At 41.8% G+C, this 16,178-nt stretch carries 14 protein-coding genes; all 14 read right to left on the bottom strand.

What is annotated here, in order from left to right:
• Positions 1–12: 12 nt before the first annotated feature.
• Complete coding sequence (astD, locus tag IEY40_RS04160; RefSeq protein WP_188953664.1) at positions 13–1,473, bottom strand: succinylglutamate-semialdehyde dehydrogenase; 1,461 nt, start codon at positions 1,471–1,473, stop codon at positions 13–15.
• A gap of 9 nt (positions 1,474–1,482) precedes the next feature.
• A complete protein-coding gene (astA, locus tag IEY40_RS04155; RefSeq protein WP_188953662.1) occupies positions 1,483–2,502 on the bottom strand; it encodes an arginine N-succinyltransferase in 1,020 nt (339 codons plus the stop codon).
• Between the two features lie 119 nt (positions 2,503–2,621).
• Positions 2,622–3,839, bottom strand: a complete 1,218-nt coding sequence (locus IEY40_RS04150) for an aspartate aminotransferase family protein (protein WP_188953660.1) — start codon at positions 3,837–3,839, stop codon at positions 2,622–2,624.
• A gap of 336 nt (positions 3,840–4,175) precedes the next feature.
• Positions 4,176–5,318, bottom strand: coding sequence for an HDOD domain-containing protein (locus tag IEY40_RS04145; RefSeq protein ID WP_188953658.1), 1,143 nt, complete (start codon positions 5,316–5,318; stop codon positions 4,176–4,178).
• A gap of 102 nt (positions 5,319–5,420) precedes the next feature.
• Positions 5,421–7,904: a S9 family peptidase gene (locus IEY40_RS04140; RefSeq protein WP_188953656.1), complete on the bottom strand. Its 2,484-nt coding sequence runs from the start codon at positions 7,902–7,904 to the stop codon at positions 5,421–5,423.
• 143 nt (positions 7,905–8,047) lie between these two features.
• The gene (locus tag IEY40_RS04135; RefSeq protein ID WP_188953654.1) at positions 8,048–8,617 is read right to left on the bottom strand and encodes an anthranilate synthase component II; all 570 of its coding nucleotides are present in this window, start codon (positions 8,615–8,617) and stop codon (positions 8,048–8,050) included.
• Between the two features lie 74 nt (positions 8,618–8,691).
• Entirely contained in the window at positions 8,692–9,162 is a 471-nt protein-coding gene (locus IEY40_RS04130; protein ID WP_188953652.1) for a ClpXP protease specificity-enhancing factor, read from the bottom strand.
• Positions 9,162–9,791 (bottom strand): stringent starvation protein SspA, encoded by a 630-nt coding sequence (gene sspA / locus IEY40_RS04125; protein WP_160052625.1) that lies wholly within the window; start codon positions 9,789–9,791, stop codon positions 9,162–9,164. Before sspA ends, IEY40_RS04130 begins: the two co-directional genes overlap by 1 nt.
• Positions 9,792–9,886: 95 nt before the next feature.
• The gene (locus IEY40_RS04120; protein WP_188953650.1) at positions 9,887–10,585 is read right to left on the bottom strand and encodes a cytochrome c1; all 699 of its coding nucleotides are present in this window, start codon (positions 10,583–10,585) and stop codon (positions 9,887–9,889) included.
• Complete coding sequence (locus tag IEY40_RS04115) at positions 10,585–11,799, bottom strand: cytochrome b (RefSeq protein WP_188953648.1); 1,215 nt, start codon at positions 11,797–11,799, stop codon at positions 10,585–10,587. Before IEY40_RS04115 ends, IEY40_RS04120 begins: the two co-directional genes overlap by 1 nt.
• Entirely contained in the window at positions 11,799–12,389 is a 591-nt protein-coding gene (gene petA / locus IEY40_RS04110) for a ubiquinol-cytochrome c reductase iron-sulfur subunit (protein ID WP_188953646.1), read from the bottom strand. Before petA ends, IEY40_RS04115 begins: the two co-directional genes overlap by 1 nt.
• Positions 12,390–12,795: 406 nt before the next feature.
• Positions 12,796–13,674: a protease modulator HflC gene (gene hflC, locus IEY40_RS04105; RefSeq protein WP_188953644.1), complete on the bottom strand. Its 879-nt coding sequence runs from the start codon at positions 13,672–13,674 to the stop codon at positions 12,796–12,798.
• Positions 13,675–13,676: 2 nt separating this feature from the next.
• A complete protein-coding gene (hflK, locus tag IEY40_RS04100; protein WP_188953641.1) occupies positions 13,677–14,837 on the bottom strand; it encodes an FtsH protease activity modulator HflK in 1,161 nt (386 codons plus the stop codon).
• A 33-nt stretch (positions 14,838–14,870) separates the two neighbouring features.
• A complete protein-coding gene (gene hflX / locus IEY40_RS04095) occupies positions 14,871–16,178 on the bottom strand; it encodes a ribosome rescue GTPase HflX (protein ID WP_188953639.1) in 1,308 nt (435 codons plus the stop codon).

Here is a 16,178-nt window from a genome sequence, read left to right as displayed (position 1 = left end):
GGACTTATCAATTTAAATTGATAAGCCAGGGCTTAAAGTGGCAGGTAGACTTACAGAGTCAGCTTCCATTGAAGCAACAGGGTAAGCACAATAGTCTGCGGCATAAAATGCACTAGCACGATGATTACCCGATGCCCCAACACCACCAAATGGTGCAGAACCTGAAGCGCCAGTGATTTGCTTATTCCAGTTAACAATACCAGCACGAATACGTGCTAAGAAATAATCGTAATCTTCACGGCTATCCGCTAATAAACCAGCAGATAGACCATAACGCGTGGCATTCGCTAAGTGGATAGCTTGGTCAAAGTCGCGATAACGGACAAGTTGCAATAACGGACCAAAGTATTCTTCATCTGGTAAGTCGGCAATTGAAGTCACGTCAATTAAACCTGGGGTCACAATCCCTTTACCGGCTTCAACTTGTATCAATTCAATTAACGATACACCGCCAAGAGATTGCAGTGTTGCTTGCGCGGCCACCATGCCTCTAGCGGCCGTTTCAGAGATCATTGAGCCCATAAATGGCTGCGGCTGTGCATTCCAAGGGCCAACCTTGATTTGTTTAATCGCGGTAACAAGCTCAGCAATTAACGCATCCCCCTGCGCTCCTTCTTCTATGTACAGACGACGGGCACAAGTACAACGCTGTCCTGATGAAATATAAGCAGATTGAATAATGTCATGTACTGCAGCCTTGGTATCGGTAACACCTTTAACGATTAGCGGGTTATTACCACCCATTTCTAAGGCTAAAATCTTACCTGGATGACCGGCATATTGCTGATGTAAAATGTGTCCAGTGCGCGAACTACCGGTAAAGAATAAACCATCAATTTGCGGGTGCGAAGCCAGTGCTTTACCGGTTTCAACTTCACCTTGGACAAGATTAACTACACCTTGAGGCAAGCCTGCTTTATCCCAACATTTCAGCATTAACTCTGCCACTTTAGGTGTGAGCTCTGACGGCTTAAATACTACAGTATTACCCGCTAGCAATGCCGGTACAATGTGACCATTAGGTAAATGCCCTGGGAAGTTATAAGGTCCAAATACCGCCACAACACCATGTGGTTTATGACGTAATACTGCACGCCCAGCGGGTAAGTCGTTAGTTTCGGTTCCTGTACGTTTGTCGTGAGCTTTAGCAGACAAAGCAATTTTACCAATCATCGCGCCCACTTCTGTGGCCGTTTCCCATTGTGGCTTACCGGTTTCCTGGGCAATTGTTTCGGCGATTTCGTCTTTATTTGCTTCTAGTTGTGCACGATACGCTTCTACAACGGCCAAACGAGCTTCATAGCCCAACATAAACCAATCAAACTGGGCTGCACGAGCAGCATCAACAGCAGCATTCACTTGGTTTGGTGTAGCCGTTTTACCTTGCCAAATCACTTCACCGTTTGCTGGGTTGCTTGAGTTAACATCATGACCTTCGCCAGCTAACCACTGACCTTGAATATATTGTGTCATTTCTTACTCCTACATTGCTAAAACACGAATTTGCTCGCCATCGCTAACCAGTAAACCGGCTGCTATTTCAGGGCTAAGAACAACATCGTCGTGTTCATCAGAGACCAACAGTTTGGCAGCTGATGCACGATAATCAGCCAGCGACGTGTTGGAAATAATAAAATGATGATCTGCGTGAGGCATTTTGCCAATCGATACCGTGAGTAAGCGGCTTTTTTTAACCGAACGGATTTCGCTCAGAGCACACTCTACGGTTGGACCACCATCAAAAATATCGACGTAATTACGGAATTTAAAGCCTTCGGCTTGTAATAAACGCAGGGCTGGCTTGGTATTTTTATGAACCTCACCAATCACTTTTTGCGCCTTTTTAGGCAGCATGCAAACATATACAGGGTTGCGGGGCATCATTTCAGCCATAAACGCTTTTTTGCCTAAACCAGACAAATAGTCTGCTTCAACAAAATCGATGCCTAGAAAATGATGTTGTAGCCATTCATAAAACGGCGAATCACCATGGTCATCACTCACGCCGCGCATTTCAGCAATGACAGTTTCGCCAAAGCGCTGTGGATGCTGAGCCAATAATAGAAAACGCGAACGTGACAACATGCGACCATTATTGCCTTTACGGTATGCGTCTTTTAAAAACAGAGTGCAGACTTCTGCAGCACCAGTATAGTCATGACATAAAGTGAGGGTTTCAACTTCATTACGCACAGAAATCTGCTGAGAATGGTAAACCTCAGTGCCTAAGCGATAATGATAAAAAGCATCTTGCATGCCGACGGCAGCTTCAACACCACAAGTACCAACAACTTCATTGGTTTTGGTGTCTTCAAGCACCATTAAGTAGCCTTCATCAAAAGGCTTATCAATTTGCTTAGTAAAAGATGCTTCTGCCCTAGCGATCTTTGAACGCAGTAACTCTTCGTTTACTGGTAAAGATGTGAAACCGTGGCCTGACTCAACTGCGATACTATAAAGTGCATCGTAATCACTAGCACGGATAGGACGTATGATTAACATCTTAATCTCCTCATTGCGCCACTAGCTTGCTGCGCTGATAGTGTACCCACCAACGCAGCAAACCCTTATGGCGAACCCAAACAACCAGAGTGCAAGCCAGCCTCACACTCAGTTGTTCATTAACCTGCTACTACTTTTGCCACTGCACGCTCAAAACGCGCTAAGCCTTCAGCAATATCAGCTTCTGGGATCACCAATGATGGAGCAAAACGCACCACATTTGCACCAGCAATTAAGTTCATTAACCCTTCGGCAACTGATGCAACTAAAAATTCGCGGCTTCGGCCTTCGTATTTTTCGTTTAATACCGCGCCAAGCAATAAACCTTTACCACGAACTTCACTAAATACGTTGTACTTAGCATTAATTGCCGCTAAACCATCACGGAATAATTGCTCACGATGTTTAACACCATCAAGCACTTCTTTGGTGTTCACTACGTTCATTACCGCGTTACCTACAGCACACGCTAATGGATTACCACCGTAAGTAGAACCGTGTGTACCCACCTTTAAGTGAGCGGCAATTTTAGCCGTTGTTAACATTGCCGCGATTGGGAAACCGCCGCCTAATGCTTTAGCACTGGTTAAAATATCAGGCACGATGTCGGTACCCATGTAAGCAAATAACTCACCAGTACGACCCACGCCAGTTTGTACTTCATCAAAAATAACCAAAGCATCATGCTTGTCTGCTAAACGACGCACAGCTTTTAAGAACTCTGGGTCACCATTAATAATGCCGCCTTCACCTTGAAGTGGCTCTAGCATAATGGCGCAAGTTTTATCTGAAATAACAGCTTCTAAAGCAGCAATATCATTAAATGGTACGTGGGTAATACTTTGCGGCTTAGGGCCGAAACCGTCTGAATAAGCGGCTTGTCCGCCTACGGTTACAGTAAAGAATGTCCGGCCGTGGAATGCTTTGTCAAAAGCGATAATTTGGTCTTTATCAGCCCCATGGTTATCTAATGCATAACGACGAGCTAATTTAAGTGCTGCTTCGTTTGCTTCTGCGCCAGAGTTGGCAAAATAAACACGTTCCGCAAATGTAGAGTTAACTAATTTAGTGGCTAATTCTAACGCCGGCTCGTTGGTCATTACATTCGATAAGTGCCAAAGCTTTTCGCCCTGTTCTTTTAATGCTGACACTAAAGCTGGGTGACAATGACCTAAACAATTAACTGCAATACCACCAGCGAAATCGATGAATTCATTGCCTTCTTGATCCCATACACGGCTACCTTCACCACGGACAGGAATAACGGCAGCAGGCGCATAATTAGGCACCATGACTTCATCGAATTGGGCACGTGTTAGATTCATTTCTAGACTCATTGCATTTCATCCTTCAGGTTGTAAGCAGCTTGAAAGCCGCTGTTTCCGCTGTTTGCTTTATATTCTGTAAGTGCATTGGCGGAAGCTTGTGTTATTTATGGGACATTATTAGCGAAAATGTGATCAAAATACCAGTTCTGTACAATTAACTTCAGCAGGAGGGAAGTCTATTCTGCATAAAGATTGAAAAATATGACTAAATAAAGCGTTTATCGGGGGGCTAGCGAGCATAAATAGTCATAAAAAAAGTTATTTCACTGCATTTTGTGTAGCTATTCACCGAAAGTGAATAACTACACAAATTTAACATTTCGTAATAATGAGCTTTTACCACGCTTAAAGTAAATCAAGCTTACGAAAATTTTGCGCTTTGAGACGTAATAATTCTTGAGCCGAAAACTCGTAATAATCAAACATGATTCGTTTTTCTTGCGGGTCAATTAGCTGTTGCTCTTCTAATAATAGCACTTTGGCATAACAACTTGCTTTGGCGACGATTGCCGCGTCAGCAGATAACTCAGAAAAATGATAATCATGGTCAAGCTCTTTCAATATTCGAGTCATTGCTGAATCTTCAAATTTCAGTAAATTAAGCAACTGCCAATTCAACTTATGCCCATGCAACATCACCTGTTCAAATATAGATTCAGCCGGAAAGTCGGTTGCCATAATCGCATCATAGACTTGCTTATCTCGACTTTGACTTGCCTCTCGTAGCCAAGTTCCCCACGTTTTATCGAAAATCTGGCCACTTTGGTTCAAAATAATTGAGGTCGCAAATTGATACATTAGCGCACAAGTATAAGTCAGGCTCGGCTCTTTATTATGTAACTCAGCTAAGGCTTGCGCAGCTATTGCGCTCATGATGCTATAACGCCATAACTTACGAGTTATCCACAATAAATTAGCATTACCTGCCGGTAACCAGTTACGTAAACAAAAATATGGGATCAATAACCGAAGGTTTTCTAAGCCAATATAATTTAACACCAATTTGATATCTGTCACTTGTACATCTGAATTTTTTGGACGTCGGTGACGCGAGGCCGGACTGTTGATCAAATTGATTAAATCGCGGCATAGCCAGCTATTGTCTTCAATAATTGGTCGCAGACGATTTAAATTCAGATCAGGGCTTAACAGTAAATCTAATAACAAAATTTGACTTTCGGTAATCCCTGCTGACTCAATAATAGACAGGGGGTTGAGCATTTGATGTTCAACAGCATTATTGACCGTATGGGTTAAGTGACTTGAAACTTCGAGGTATATATGACGCTCTTGCACTTGTTTTTCTATACGCAGTTTTAACGCTTTGCGTTCTATATCAAGTTTATTGGCGCTTTCTTCTATTTCGCTATTAAGTTCATCTAGCATTGAACCAACAGGTTGTTTACCCACAATAAGCTGATTGTAGAGTCGACGTTCTATTTCAATGACTTTTCCGGGTCTTACACCACCCGCGACTGATATTGCCACTCAACACTGCCCTTAATTATGATGTTAGGAGTAATCATAAAAATTAAGGCTCTCCAAAGAAAGCCTTCATACGATTTTATTTATTAATTTGGAACTCAGTAGCTATTTTAGCTCTTGCTCAAATAATTTATAAATACGACGGTATTCATCTAACCAGCTTGATGGTTGCACAAAACCGTGCGGCTCAACGGGATAAATAGCGGTTTCAAACATCGGTTTTTCTAATTCAATTAAGCGCTGAACCATTCTAACGCTGTCTTGGAAAAATACATTGTCATCTAATACGCCACTCATAATCAGCAATGGTTTTTGTAACCCATGAGCATGTTCTATTGGAGAGCTACGCTCATAAGCAATAGGATCGATGTCAGGCGTATTTAAAATATTAGCCGTATATGGTGCATTATAATGAGCCCAATCGCTTACAGGGCGTAATGCAGCGCCTGCTTGGAATAACTCGGGTTCATTAAATAAGGCCATAAAGGTTAAGAAACCACCGTAAGACCCACCGTAAGTGCCTACGCGTTTTGCATCTACATTAGCGTTACTCGCTAGCCAAGCAACACCATCTTTTAAATCTTCAACTTCTGGATGGCCCATATTGCGATATACCGCAGTACGCCAATCACGACCATAGCCTTTTGAACCTCGATAATCCATATCCATCACTACATAACCTTGCTGAGTTAATAAGTTATGGAACATAAACTCACGAAAGTAGCCAGAAAATCCATAATGCGCATTTTGTAAATAACCTGCTCCATGGTTAAACACGACTGCGGGATATTTATCAGCTTGCTTAACATCATAACCTTGTGGCAAATACACTCGAGCGTAAACTTGGCCTGCACCATGGCTTGATGGTACTGCAACAACCTGTGGCATTTGCCAAGGATATTCTTTAAAAGTGTCGCTGGTATAGTGAGTCAACGGTTTAAGTTCACCGCCAATAGGTTGAATAAATAGCTCATCTGGGCTGGTTGCCGCTGATGCTGTTAATAATAATGTGTTACCGTCTGGGCTTAAGCTGTAATCTAAAGTGCCAAACCATTGGGTTAGTTGCTCATTTTTACCTGTAGCAACCTCTACTCGATAAACATTGTAGCTCCCAGGATGATCTTTGTTAGCACGATAATAAATGTGCTTACCATCTGGAGATAAGGTCACATTATCAACCACATATTTACCGCTTGTTAATGCAGTAACATTACCTGCTGGTGACTTGGTATATAAATGAGAAAAACCTGACTCCTCAGACAAATAGTAAATAGTGTCAGTCCCGGTTATCCAACCAAATTGATTATAGTTATAATTAACCCACGCATCGTCGTGTAAACGATGTTCAGTAACGAACTTTCCCTTTTGCAGGTCTACACGCGCTATCCAGCGATCTTTGTTATCAACAGCTTCAACCATCACTATCAACTGGTTGTCAATTTCACGCCACTGCATCGCGCTTTGGCTCCACTCCCAGTCTTGCATCAACTGGATTAAGCGTGGGGCTTTGACACTTTTATAACTCTTGCCTTGGGCTTTAGCGTTTTCGGCTTTAACACTGGCTAATACGTCTTCATCAAACCCAGTTAACCCTTCAATAGTAATATCTTTTTTAGTGCGTTCAACAAGATCAAGTAACACTAGACGTTGGCCAGGAAAAGCATCTTCAGCAACACGGGCTCGCGCAGGAACTGCATCAACATAACCGTCTTTACCTAAATAATTAGGCATAATGTCGTGTTCTGCTCGCCAAGTATAATTTTTGTCCGTTAGTGCCAGTATCACATAACGGCCGTCAGGCGATAAGCTCATTTCTGAGACAGTTTCTGAGTCACCTAAATACCATGGTTGGGCTGAAAATGTTGGATCAGCTTTAGCTAGTGACTCACGATAATCTTCACGAGCTTTGTCATTGTTATGTTGCAGTGCCACATAACCCATTAAACGATGTTGTTGCTTGGCAATATAACTACTTGGCTCTGGCGTACTTGTTGGCTCATTAGCCATTTGAATCGCCGCAATTTGCTCAACCATACCAGTGGCTTGATGCAGGCGAAAAATATTGTTGCCTTGCCAGTATGCAAGATCGCCATTATTTAAAAAGCGCACGCCATTTATCGCATCATTTTGACGAGTAATTTGACTAATATTGCCATTTTGAAGGTTTTTGACAAAAACATTCCCTTGGTAAATATACGCCTTTTGAGATTGAGCTAAATTCATAACGCCATTACGCTGATCAGCTAAATGCAACTGAGAAAGCTCAAGCTGATTAGCAGTTGTTGCTGTAATACTTTGTTGATAATAATCACGAACAGGCGACTGGTGAGCTTGACGACTAAAATACACTGACTGACTGTCGTCACTCCAATATGCACCCTGAGCCAAAATCCCCATCCAATCTGGATTAGCCATGATTTGCTTGAGTGTTAGAGCTTGTTCCGCTTTAGGAGGTGTCGCTAACGCAACGGTAATTTGTTCAGGTATCGCAGTTGTTGTCACTGATGTTGAGTCGACAGTGGCTGCACAGCCGCCCATCATGGCTAATGAAACGGCACTAATGGCAAAATGTCGCAGAAAGCTGTTCATGTTCATCCCTTTTATTATTTTTAAGCGCTATTTATAGCATATTATACGTAAGATTAACCGAGGGTGAATAACTGAAGTTGTAACATAAAATACGCATAATATATCAATGACTTAATATATATATTAATCAGTATAACTATAGATTATACACGTAAAAAATTAGCCAGTAACTCGTGCCCTTGCTGGGTTAAAATCGATTCAGGATGAAACTGTACGCTGTATATCCCTAGCGCCTGATTACTCATGGCCATAATTTCACGCCCGTGGATCGGATCATCGTACCAAGCATCAAGTTCGAAATCCTTGGGAATGCTGTCAATGAGCAGTGAGTGGTAACGCGTAACTTGAAGAGGCAGTGCAAGCTCGGAAAATAAGCCTTGTTGATTGTGCTGTATTAAACTGGTTTTACCATGCATAACACGCTTAGCCCTTATCACATTAGCACCAAAGACTTGTGCAATAGCTTGATGGCCTAAGCACACACCTAGAATGGGTATTTTTCCAGCAAAATGGGCAATTGCAGCAAGTGATATCCCTGCTTCGTTTGGGGTGCAAGGGCCAGGTGAAATAACTAAATGGCTAGGCGCTAATGTTTCAATTTGTTCAAGAGTAATTTCATCATTGCGTTTAACAATAATCGCTTGTTCAAGTGTTTGAAAATACTGAACAAGGTTAAACGTAAATGAATCATAATTATCAATCATCAATAACATTATTGATTCTCGTCACTTTTTTTAGTTTAAAAAAAACCAGTCTTGCGACTGGTTTTATGTCCTAACATGGTCAATTACTTAACCACGGTTAGGTGACTTCTGCGTTTCGCTTTATCGTCTGAACTGCTCGACTTAGTCGTTTTAGGCGTGGTTGTTGGCTCTTCAGCTGACTTAACAGATGATGGTACTGATGAAAGTTCATCATGTTCATCTTCAATCATGTAAGCATCTTCCATATCAAACACCGTACCAGCACCGTTTTCACGGGCATAAATGGCTACGATAGAGGCCATAGGTAAAAACACATTTTGTGGAACACCACCAAAACGAGCATTAAACTCTACTGCATCATTAGTCATATGAAGATTAGCCACAGCTCCAGTTGCAATGTTTAACACGATTTGACCGTCTTTAACAAATTGCTGCGGAACTTGAGTACCTTTAACAAAAGCGTCCACGACTACATGCGGCGTTAAATGGTTATCCATCAACCATTCATAATAAGCTCGCAATAAATACGGACGATTAGGTGTTATTGGTTTCATTACATGCCCATGCGCATTTCGCGCTCAGCCTCAGTTAACGAAGCTTTAAATGATTCGCGTTCAAAAATACGAGTCATATAAGCATTGATCTCTTTTGCTGTACGAGGGTCTAGGTTAATCCCTAATACTGGTAAGCGCCATAATAATGGGCCTAAGTAGCAATCAGATAAACCAAACTCTTCGCTCATGAAATATGGCATTTCAGCAAATACAGGTGCTAAAGCAACTAAGCTTTCGGTTAATTCTTTGCGTGCTGCATCAGCCTTTTCACCTTTACGGATACGCTCAACAAGCGCATACCAGTCAGTGTCGATTCTGTGCATCATCAAACGGCTTTGACCGCGAGAAACAGGATAAACAGGCATCAATGGAGGATGCGGGAAACGCTCATCCAAATATTCCATAATAATACGAGATTCATACAATACTAATTCGCGATCAACTAAGGTCGGTACTGAATTGTATGGATTGACTTCAAGTAAATCTTCAGGCATTTCACTTGGGTCTACCTGCAAAACATCAACGGTAACCCCTTTTTCAGCCAATACGATACGTACTTGGTGACTATATAAATCATCGGCACCAGAAAAAAGTGTCATGATAGAGCGCTTGTTGGCAGCAACAGCCATTGATACCCTCCAGAATCTAAAAAAAACAAAACAAACGAGGGGCTAAGCCCCCCGTTTACAATATGCGGATTATGTATAATAACCGTTATTGCTAGCTAGTGTACATCTTTCCAGTACTCTTTCTTCAACAAATACGCAATGATGAAGAAAATAAACAAGAATCCAAGCACCCACATACCTAAAGCTTTACGCTCTAACTGTACAGGTTCAGCTGAGTAAACTAAGAAACCCGTAATATCACGGACCGCTTGGTCATACTCTTCCGCTGTCATTTTGCCACCTGTGGTAACAAATGTGCCATCTTCTTGTTTTACTGCAAGACCTTGTAAGTCTTGTAATACATGAGGCATACCCACTAATGGGAAAACTGTGTTGTTTACACCAAATGGACGAGTCTCATCAGCATAAAAACCTTTAAGGTAAGAATATACCCAATCTTCACCACGCACACGAGCAACCAATGTTAAATCTGGAGGCGCAGCGCCAAACCATTTAGCAGCATCGGCAGTAGGAATTGAATTTTCCATTAAATCGCCAATTTTTGCATCATTAAGAATGTACTTGCTACGCATATCATCGGTAGAAATACCTAAATCCGTAGCAACACGCTCGTAACGTTGGTATTGAGTGCTATGACAACCTGAACAATATTGTTGGAATAAACCCAAACCACGTTCTAATGACTCTTTGTCATGTAAGTCAACGTTAGCGCTTTCTAAGTGAACATTATGCCCACTTGCTGCCATCGCCAAAGATGGCAACAAAGTAACTAATGCAATTAATAACTTTTTCATTAGTGTGTCACCCTCGTTGGTACTTCTTTTGTTTTCTCATTCTTACTGTAAACCCATAGGGCTACGAAGAAACCAAAGTAAGTGAAAGTGAAAATACGTGCCGCAATAGTTAGCTCAGGAGTAGCAGGAACAACACCTAAATAACCAAGAATAATGAACGACACAGTAAATTGTGCAATGTTGATCTTATGGATCATGCTGCGATAGCGAACAGACTTCACTTTACAACGGTCAAGCCATGGCAGAATAAATAACACTGCAATAGACAGACCCATACCAATTACACCCAATAATTTATCAGGAATAGCACGTAAAATGGCATAGAAAGGTGTGAAGTACCAAACTGGCGCGATATGTTCTGGTGTCTTCATTGGGTTAGCCGCTTCAAAGTTTGGCTTTTCAAGGAAGTATCCACCGCCTTCTGGCATGAAGAACAACACATAACAGAACACAATTAAGAAGCCCGCTACACCCATAATATCTTTTACGGTGTAATAAGGGTGGAATGGAATTGCATCAACAGGCCATCCGTTCTCATCTTTGTTCTTTTTAATTTCAACACCATCAGGGTTATTTGAACCCACTTCATGTAGTGCAATTAAGTGTAAGAACACTAATACAACTAACACAAGAGGTAGCGCAATAACGTGTAATGCGAAGAAACGGTTTAAGGTTGCACCTGAAATAACGTAGTCACCACGGATCCACAATGTTAGGTCATCACCAATAATAGGGATAGCACCAAACAAAGAAATAATCACCTGTGCGCCCCAGTAAGACATCTGTCCCCAAGGTAACAAGTAACCCATGAATGCTTCGGCCATTAGCACAAGGAAAATCAACATACCAAATAGCCATAACAGCTCTCTTGGTTTTTGATATGAACCGTAGATTAATCCACGGAACATGTGCATATAGATAACAAAGAAAAACGCTGAGGCACCCGTTGAGTGCATATAACGTAATAACCAACCATACTCAACATCACGCATGATGTATTCAACAGAAGCAAAGGCACCTTCTGCTGTTGGTACGTAATTCATGGTTAACCAAATACCTGTAAGTAACTGGTTAACTAAAACTAATAGCGCTAATGAACCAAAGAAATACCAAAAGTTGAAATTCTTTGGTGTCGCATATTGGCCCACGTGACGGTTATAAGTTGCCGTCATTGGGATGCGCGCATCAATCCAATCAATAATATTCTTAACCATTACGCCGCTCCTGTATCTTCACCGATAATCACGGTAGCGTCATCGACATATTTGTGTGGCGGGATAACGAGGTTCAATGGTGCTGGAACACCCTGAAACACACGACCGGCCATGTCGAATTTAGAACCGTGACAAGGACAGAAGAAACCAGATGTTACACCTTCAACCTGCTCACCGAATGAATCAGGCAAATAAGTTGGTGAACAACCTAAGTGAGTACAGATACCGACTGCAATGAAGAACTCAGGCTTAATAGAACGTGCAGGGTTAGCCGCATATTCTGGTTGCTGCATTTCTTCTGAAGCAGGATCACGTAATTGACCGTCTAAAGATTTAAGATTCTCTAATACAGCTTCTGTACGACGAACGACCCAAACCGGTTTTCCGCGCCATTCGACACGAATTAACTGACCTGGTTCTACTTTACTAATATTTACTTCGACCGGCGCACCTGCAGCTTTCGCCTTGGCGCTCGGATTCCATGACTTGATGAAAGGAACCGCTACAGCGACGGCACCAGCACCACCTACTACGGCGGTTGCGGCTGTCAGGAATCTGCGACGTCCGGTATCGACTGGCGCATTGCTCATCCACTTATCTCCCAGAGGGTGTTGGAATTTTTATATTTCAATACTTTAGCGACCATAATGGTAAAACGCTAAAATCATAGTTTGAGGCGGTGCTCATTATAGCGAAAAATTAGAACCAGATCATAGTGAAAACACTCATCTATGTTGAGGATATTAACATTTTTTTCAAAATAGCATATAAATCAGCGGCTTTTTAACAATTTTATCGAGATGAACTTATAAAAAGAATGATTTATTCCTATATCTAATCAAGTGTTTATATAGGTTTTAGTCTAAAAATAGAGAAAAGTAGACATCTAATACTAAAGAAAGAGATTTTTAGAAAAACTGAATTTGAATTGTAGATACAAAAAAGCTCAGTATTAACTGAGCTTTTTATCGTTTCTGTACTAAAGCTAACTAGTAACTATTTACCGCTAGAAGATTTCATATACTTAAAGAAATCACCTTCAGGTTCTAATACCATTACGTCGTTTTTACCTGCAAAACTTTCTTTATAGGCTTCTAAACTACGTAAAAAGTTATAAAACTCAGCATCTTTACTGTAAGTATCAGCGTAAATCTTGGCAGCAAGTGCATCACCTTCACCACGAACGGTAAGGGCTTTACGTTCAGCTTCAGCAATCTTCACAGTAACGTTAGCATCAATCGTCGCACGAATAATTTCAGCTTGCTCTTTACCCTGTGCTCGATGCTCTTTGGCCACAGCTTGACGTTCAGCACGCATACGTTGGTAAATACTGTTACTCACGTTAGCAGGTAAGTTAATTTGCTTAACTCGAACATCAACGACTTCAATACCTAAGTTTTCAGCGCTTTCAGATGCATTTTGTAATGCATCTGTTTGTAACTCATCACGCTTACCCGATACGATTTCTTTAATCGTACGGCGACCAAACTCTGTACGTAAATCGTTGTTGATTTTAGCTTGTAATAAGCTTTCAGCATTGGCTTTGATGCCACCATTAGTAGAAAGATAATACTTTTCAAAATCACGAATACGCCACTTAACGTACGAATCAACCATTAAGTCTTTCTTCTCAGAAGTAACAAAACGATCGGCTGCGCCGTCTAAAGTTTGAATACGCGCATCTAGGTATCTCACTTTATCAACAACTGGTAACTTAAAGTGTAAACCTGGTGCAAACACTTTAGTCACGTCATCGTCTTTAAGGACTTTGCCAAAGCGAGCGACAATTGCACGCTCGCCTTCGTTAACCACCATTAAAGATGAAAAACCAATGCCTAAGATGACAATCAAAATGATCAGAGCAAATCTACCCATGATTAGTTCCTCCCTTGGCGAAGACGATCTTCGCGGCTGAGACGTCCATCAGACGACATGCTAGTGATCGGTGTGTTTACGCCGGTGTTTGATACTGAGTTAACATGACGTTCAGCTTCTGGCTCAGCTACTTGGCGCGAACTTTTAGACGCATCCATTAACTTATCCAAAGGTAAGTACATCAAGTTACCATTATTTTTAGCATCAATTAACACTTTATTCGTGTCAGACATGACCGCTTGCATCGCATCTAAATATAAACGATTACGTGTCACTGCTGGCGCAGCTTTATACTCTGGTAATAGCTTTTCAAAACGAGCAACTTTACCTTGAGCCTCTAACACTTCACGTTCTTTGTATGCATTAGCTTGTTGTGCCATACGTTCAACTTGACCACGAGCTTTTGGTTCAATTTCACGAGCATAAGCTTCAGCTTCACGGATAAAGCGTTGTTCATCTTCCTGGGCAGAAATTGCATCATCAAATGCATCTTTCACTTCTTCAGGCGGACGGGCTGGTAAAAAGTTTACGTCACGGATCTGCAAACCTAATTTATAAGGCTCGATGATACGCTCTAACTCTTTCCATGTGTCACGACGAATCGCATCACGGCCAGTCGTTAGAATGTCATCCATGCGATTGTGACCAATCACGTAGCGTAATGCACTGTCTGTAGCTTCGCGTAAACTTTCGTTAGCTTCAACTGCACTGAATAAGTAGGAATACGCATCTGACACACTGTATTGCACCACTAATTCTACTTTTACTACGTTTTCATCCGACGTCAACATACTGCCAGAAGCAGGAATTGAACGAAACGTTTCTACGTCTACGGTATACACTTCATCGATAAAAGTGGCTTTCCAGTGTAAACCTGAGCTCACCTCACCAATGTGTTGACCAAAACGAAGTAAAACGCCTCGCTCAGCTTCTTTGACTGTATATAACCCTGATAAGCCCCAAATAATTAAGGCAATAACAGCGAATACAATCAATATCGATGAGTTGAATGGCTGGCCAGATGCGGAATTACCGCCTTTGCCACCAAAACGTTTTGATAAGTTACGAAAAACTTCGTCGAGATCCGGTGGCCCTTTATCGTTACCACCTTTATTTCCCCAAGGGTCTTTATTACCCTTGTTACCGGGCTCATTCCAAGCCATTTAGCACTCCATAATTGGATGAAATAAATGAGATTAACAAGTGACGTCTATTTCTGAAGGTTCAAAAATAAATGCCTCTAATTCCCCCTGACTCTGTTTAGCTAATCGGCGCCAATCGGCATCCGATAAACGAACAGATAAAATACAGTTCCCCAGATCGTCATAGTCTTTCTGCTGTATTGCATCCAGTCGATAAAACTGGCCAAGATAATGTCCTGCTGATGCAGGTATTTTCAATGTAAGCTCGCGGATAACCTCACCGATTAACTCGGTAATGGCTTTCAACAGCAAATCAAATCCAATCCGTTTTTGCGCAGAAACCCATACACGCTCAGGTTTTCCGTCTTCATCGTAATCAATACGAGGTGCAAAATCTTCAAGTAGATCAATCTTATTACATACCACTAATTGGGTGATTTCATCAGCATCAATTTCTTCCAATACCCGTTGTACTTGGTCAAAATTTTCTGTCATATTTTCATCAGCACAATCAACAACATGCAGCAAAATTTCTGCTTGACGAGTTTCTTGCAATGTGGCCTTAAACGCTGCCACTAAGTCATGCGGTAGATGACGAATAAAACCAACGGTATCTGCTAAAATTACAGCTCCGTCAGGTAGCGCTAACTTGCGCAATGTCGGATCTAATGTGGCAAATAACTGATCTGCTGCATACACATCCGAAGACGTCAGCGAATTAAACAACGTTGATTTACCAGCGTTGGTATAACCCACCAATGATACTGTTGCTAAGTCACTTCGCTTACGCGCACGACGGCTTTGCTCACGTTGTTTGTCTACTTTATCGAGGCGACGATTAATGTTTTTAATTCGCCCACGCAGTAAACGACGGTCTGTTTCAAGCTGGGTTTCACCCGGCCCTCGCATCCCAATACCACCTTTTTGTCTTTCTAAATGAGTCCAACCACGAATTAAGCGCGTTGACATGTGGCGCAATTGCGCTAGCTCCACCTGTAACTTACCTTCATGAGTTCTTGCTCTTTGAGCAAAAATATCAAGAATTAACGTAGTCCGATCTAATACTCGACACTGACAAATCATTTCAAGATTACGTTCTTGAGCTGGGCTCAAAGCGTGATTAAAAATCACTACATTGGCTTCAGTGGCTGCAACCATCGCAGCGAGTTCTTCAGCCTTACCTGTACCGACAAAAAACTTACGGTCAGGTGAGCGTCGACTGCCAGTAATCACTCCTACTGAGCGAGCACCAGCAGACTCAACTAATAACTGCAACTCAAGTAAATCTTCTCGACGTTCTTCGTCAGAAAAGTCGATATGAACCAGTACTGCTGTTTCACCAGCTTCATAACGATCAAACAA

The sequence above is a fragment of the Shewanella ulleungensis genome (genome assembly GCF_014648315.1).
Taxonomy (GTDB): domain Bacteria; phylum Pseudomonadota; class Gammaproteobacteria; order Enterobacterales; family Shewanellaceae; genus Shewanella; species Shewanella ulleungensis.
The sequence above is the reverse complement of the archived record's forward strand: the minus strand, read 5'-3'. Positions and strand labels throughout refer to the sequence as shown.

Coding starts and splice junctions, on each gene's coding strand:
- IEY40_RS04120 (WP_188953650.1), bottom strand. CDS start 10,585: ATGAAAAAGTTATTAATTGCATTAGTTACTTTGTTGCCATCTTTGGCG.
- astD (WP_188953664.1), bottom strand. CDS start 1,473: ATGACACAATATATTCAAGGTCAGTGGTTAGCTGGCGAAGGTCATGAT.
- IEY40_RS04115 (WP_188953648.1), bottom strand. CDS start 11,799: ATGGTTAAGAATATTATTGATTGGATTGATGCGCGCATCCCAATGACG.
- petA (WP_188953646.1), bottom strand. CDS start 12,389: ATGAGCAATGCGCCAGTCGATACCGGACGTCGCAGATTCCTGACAGCC.
- astA (WP_188953662.1), bottom strand. CDS start 2,502: ATGTTAATCATACGTCCTATCCGTGCTAGTGATTACGATGCACTTTAT.
- sspA (WP_160052625.1), bottom strand. CDS start 9,791: ATGGCTGTTGCTGCCAACAAGCGCTCTATCATGACACTTTTTTCTGGT.
- IEY40_RS04130 (WP_188953652.1), bottom strand. CDS start 9,162: ATGAAACCAATAACACCTAATCGTCCGTATTTATTGCGAGCTTATTAT.
- hflK (WP_188953641.1), bottom strand. CDS start 14,837: ATGGCTTGGAATGAGCCCGGTAACAAGGGTAATAAAGACCCTTGGGGA.
- IEY40_RS04150 (WP_188953660.1), bottom strand. CDS start 3,839: ATGAGTCTAGAAATGAATCTAACACGTGCCCAATTCGATGAAGTCATG.
- hflC (WP_188953644.1), bottom strand. CDS start 13,674: ATGGGTAGATTTGCTCTGATCATTTTGATTGTCATCTTAGGCATTGGT.
- IEY40_RS04135 (WP_188953654.1), bottom strand. CDS start 8,617: ATGTTATTGATGATTGATAATTATGATTCATTTACGTTTAACCTTGTT.
- IEY40_RS04140 (WP_188953656.1), bottom strand. CDS start 7,904: ATGAACAGCTTTCTGCGACATTTTGCCATTAGTGCCGTTTCATTAGCC.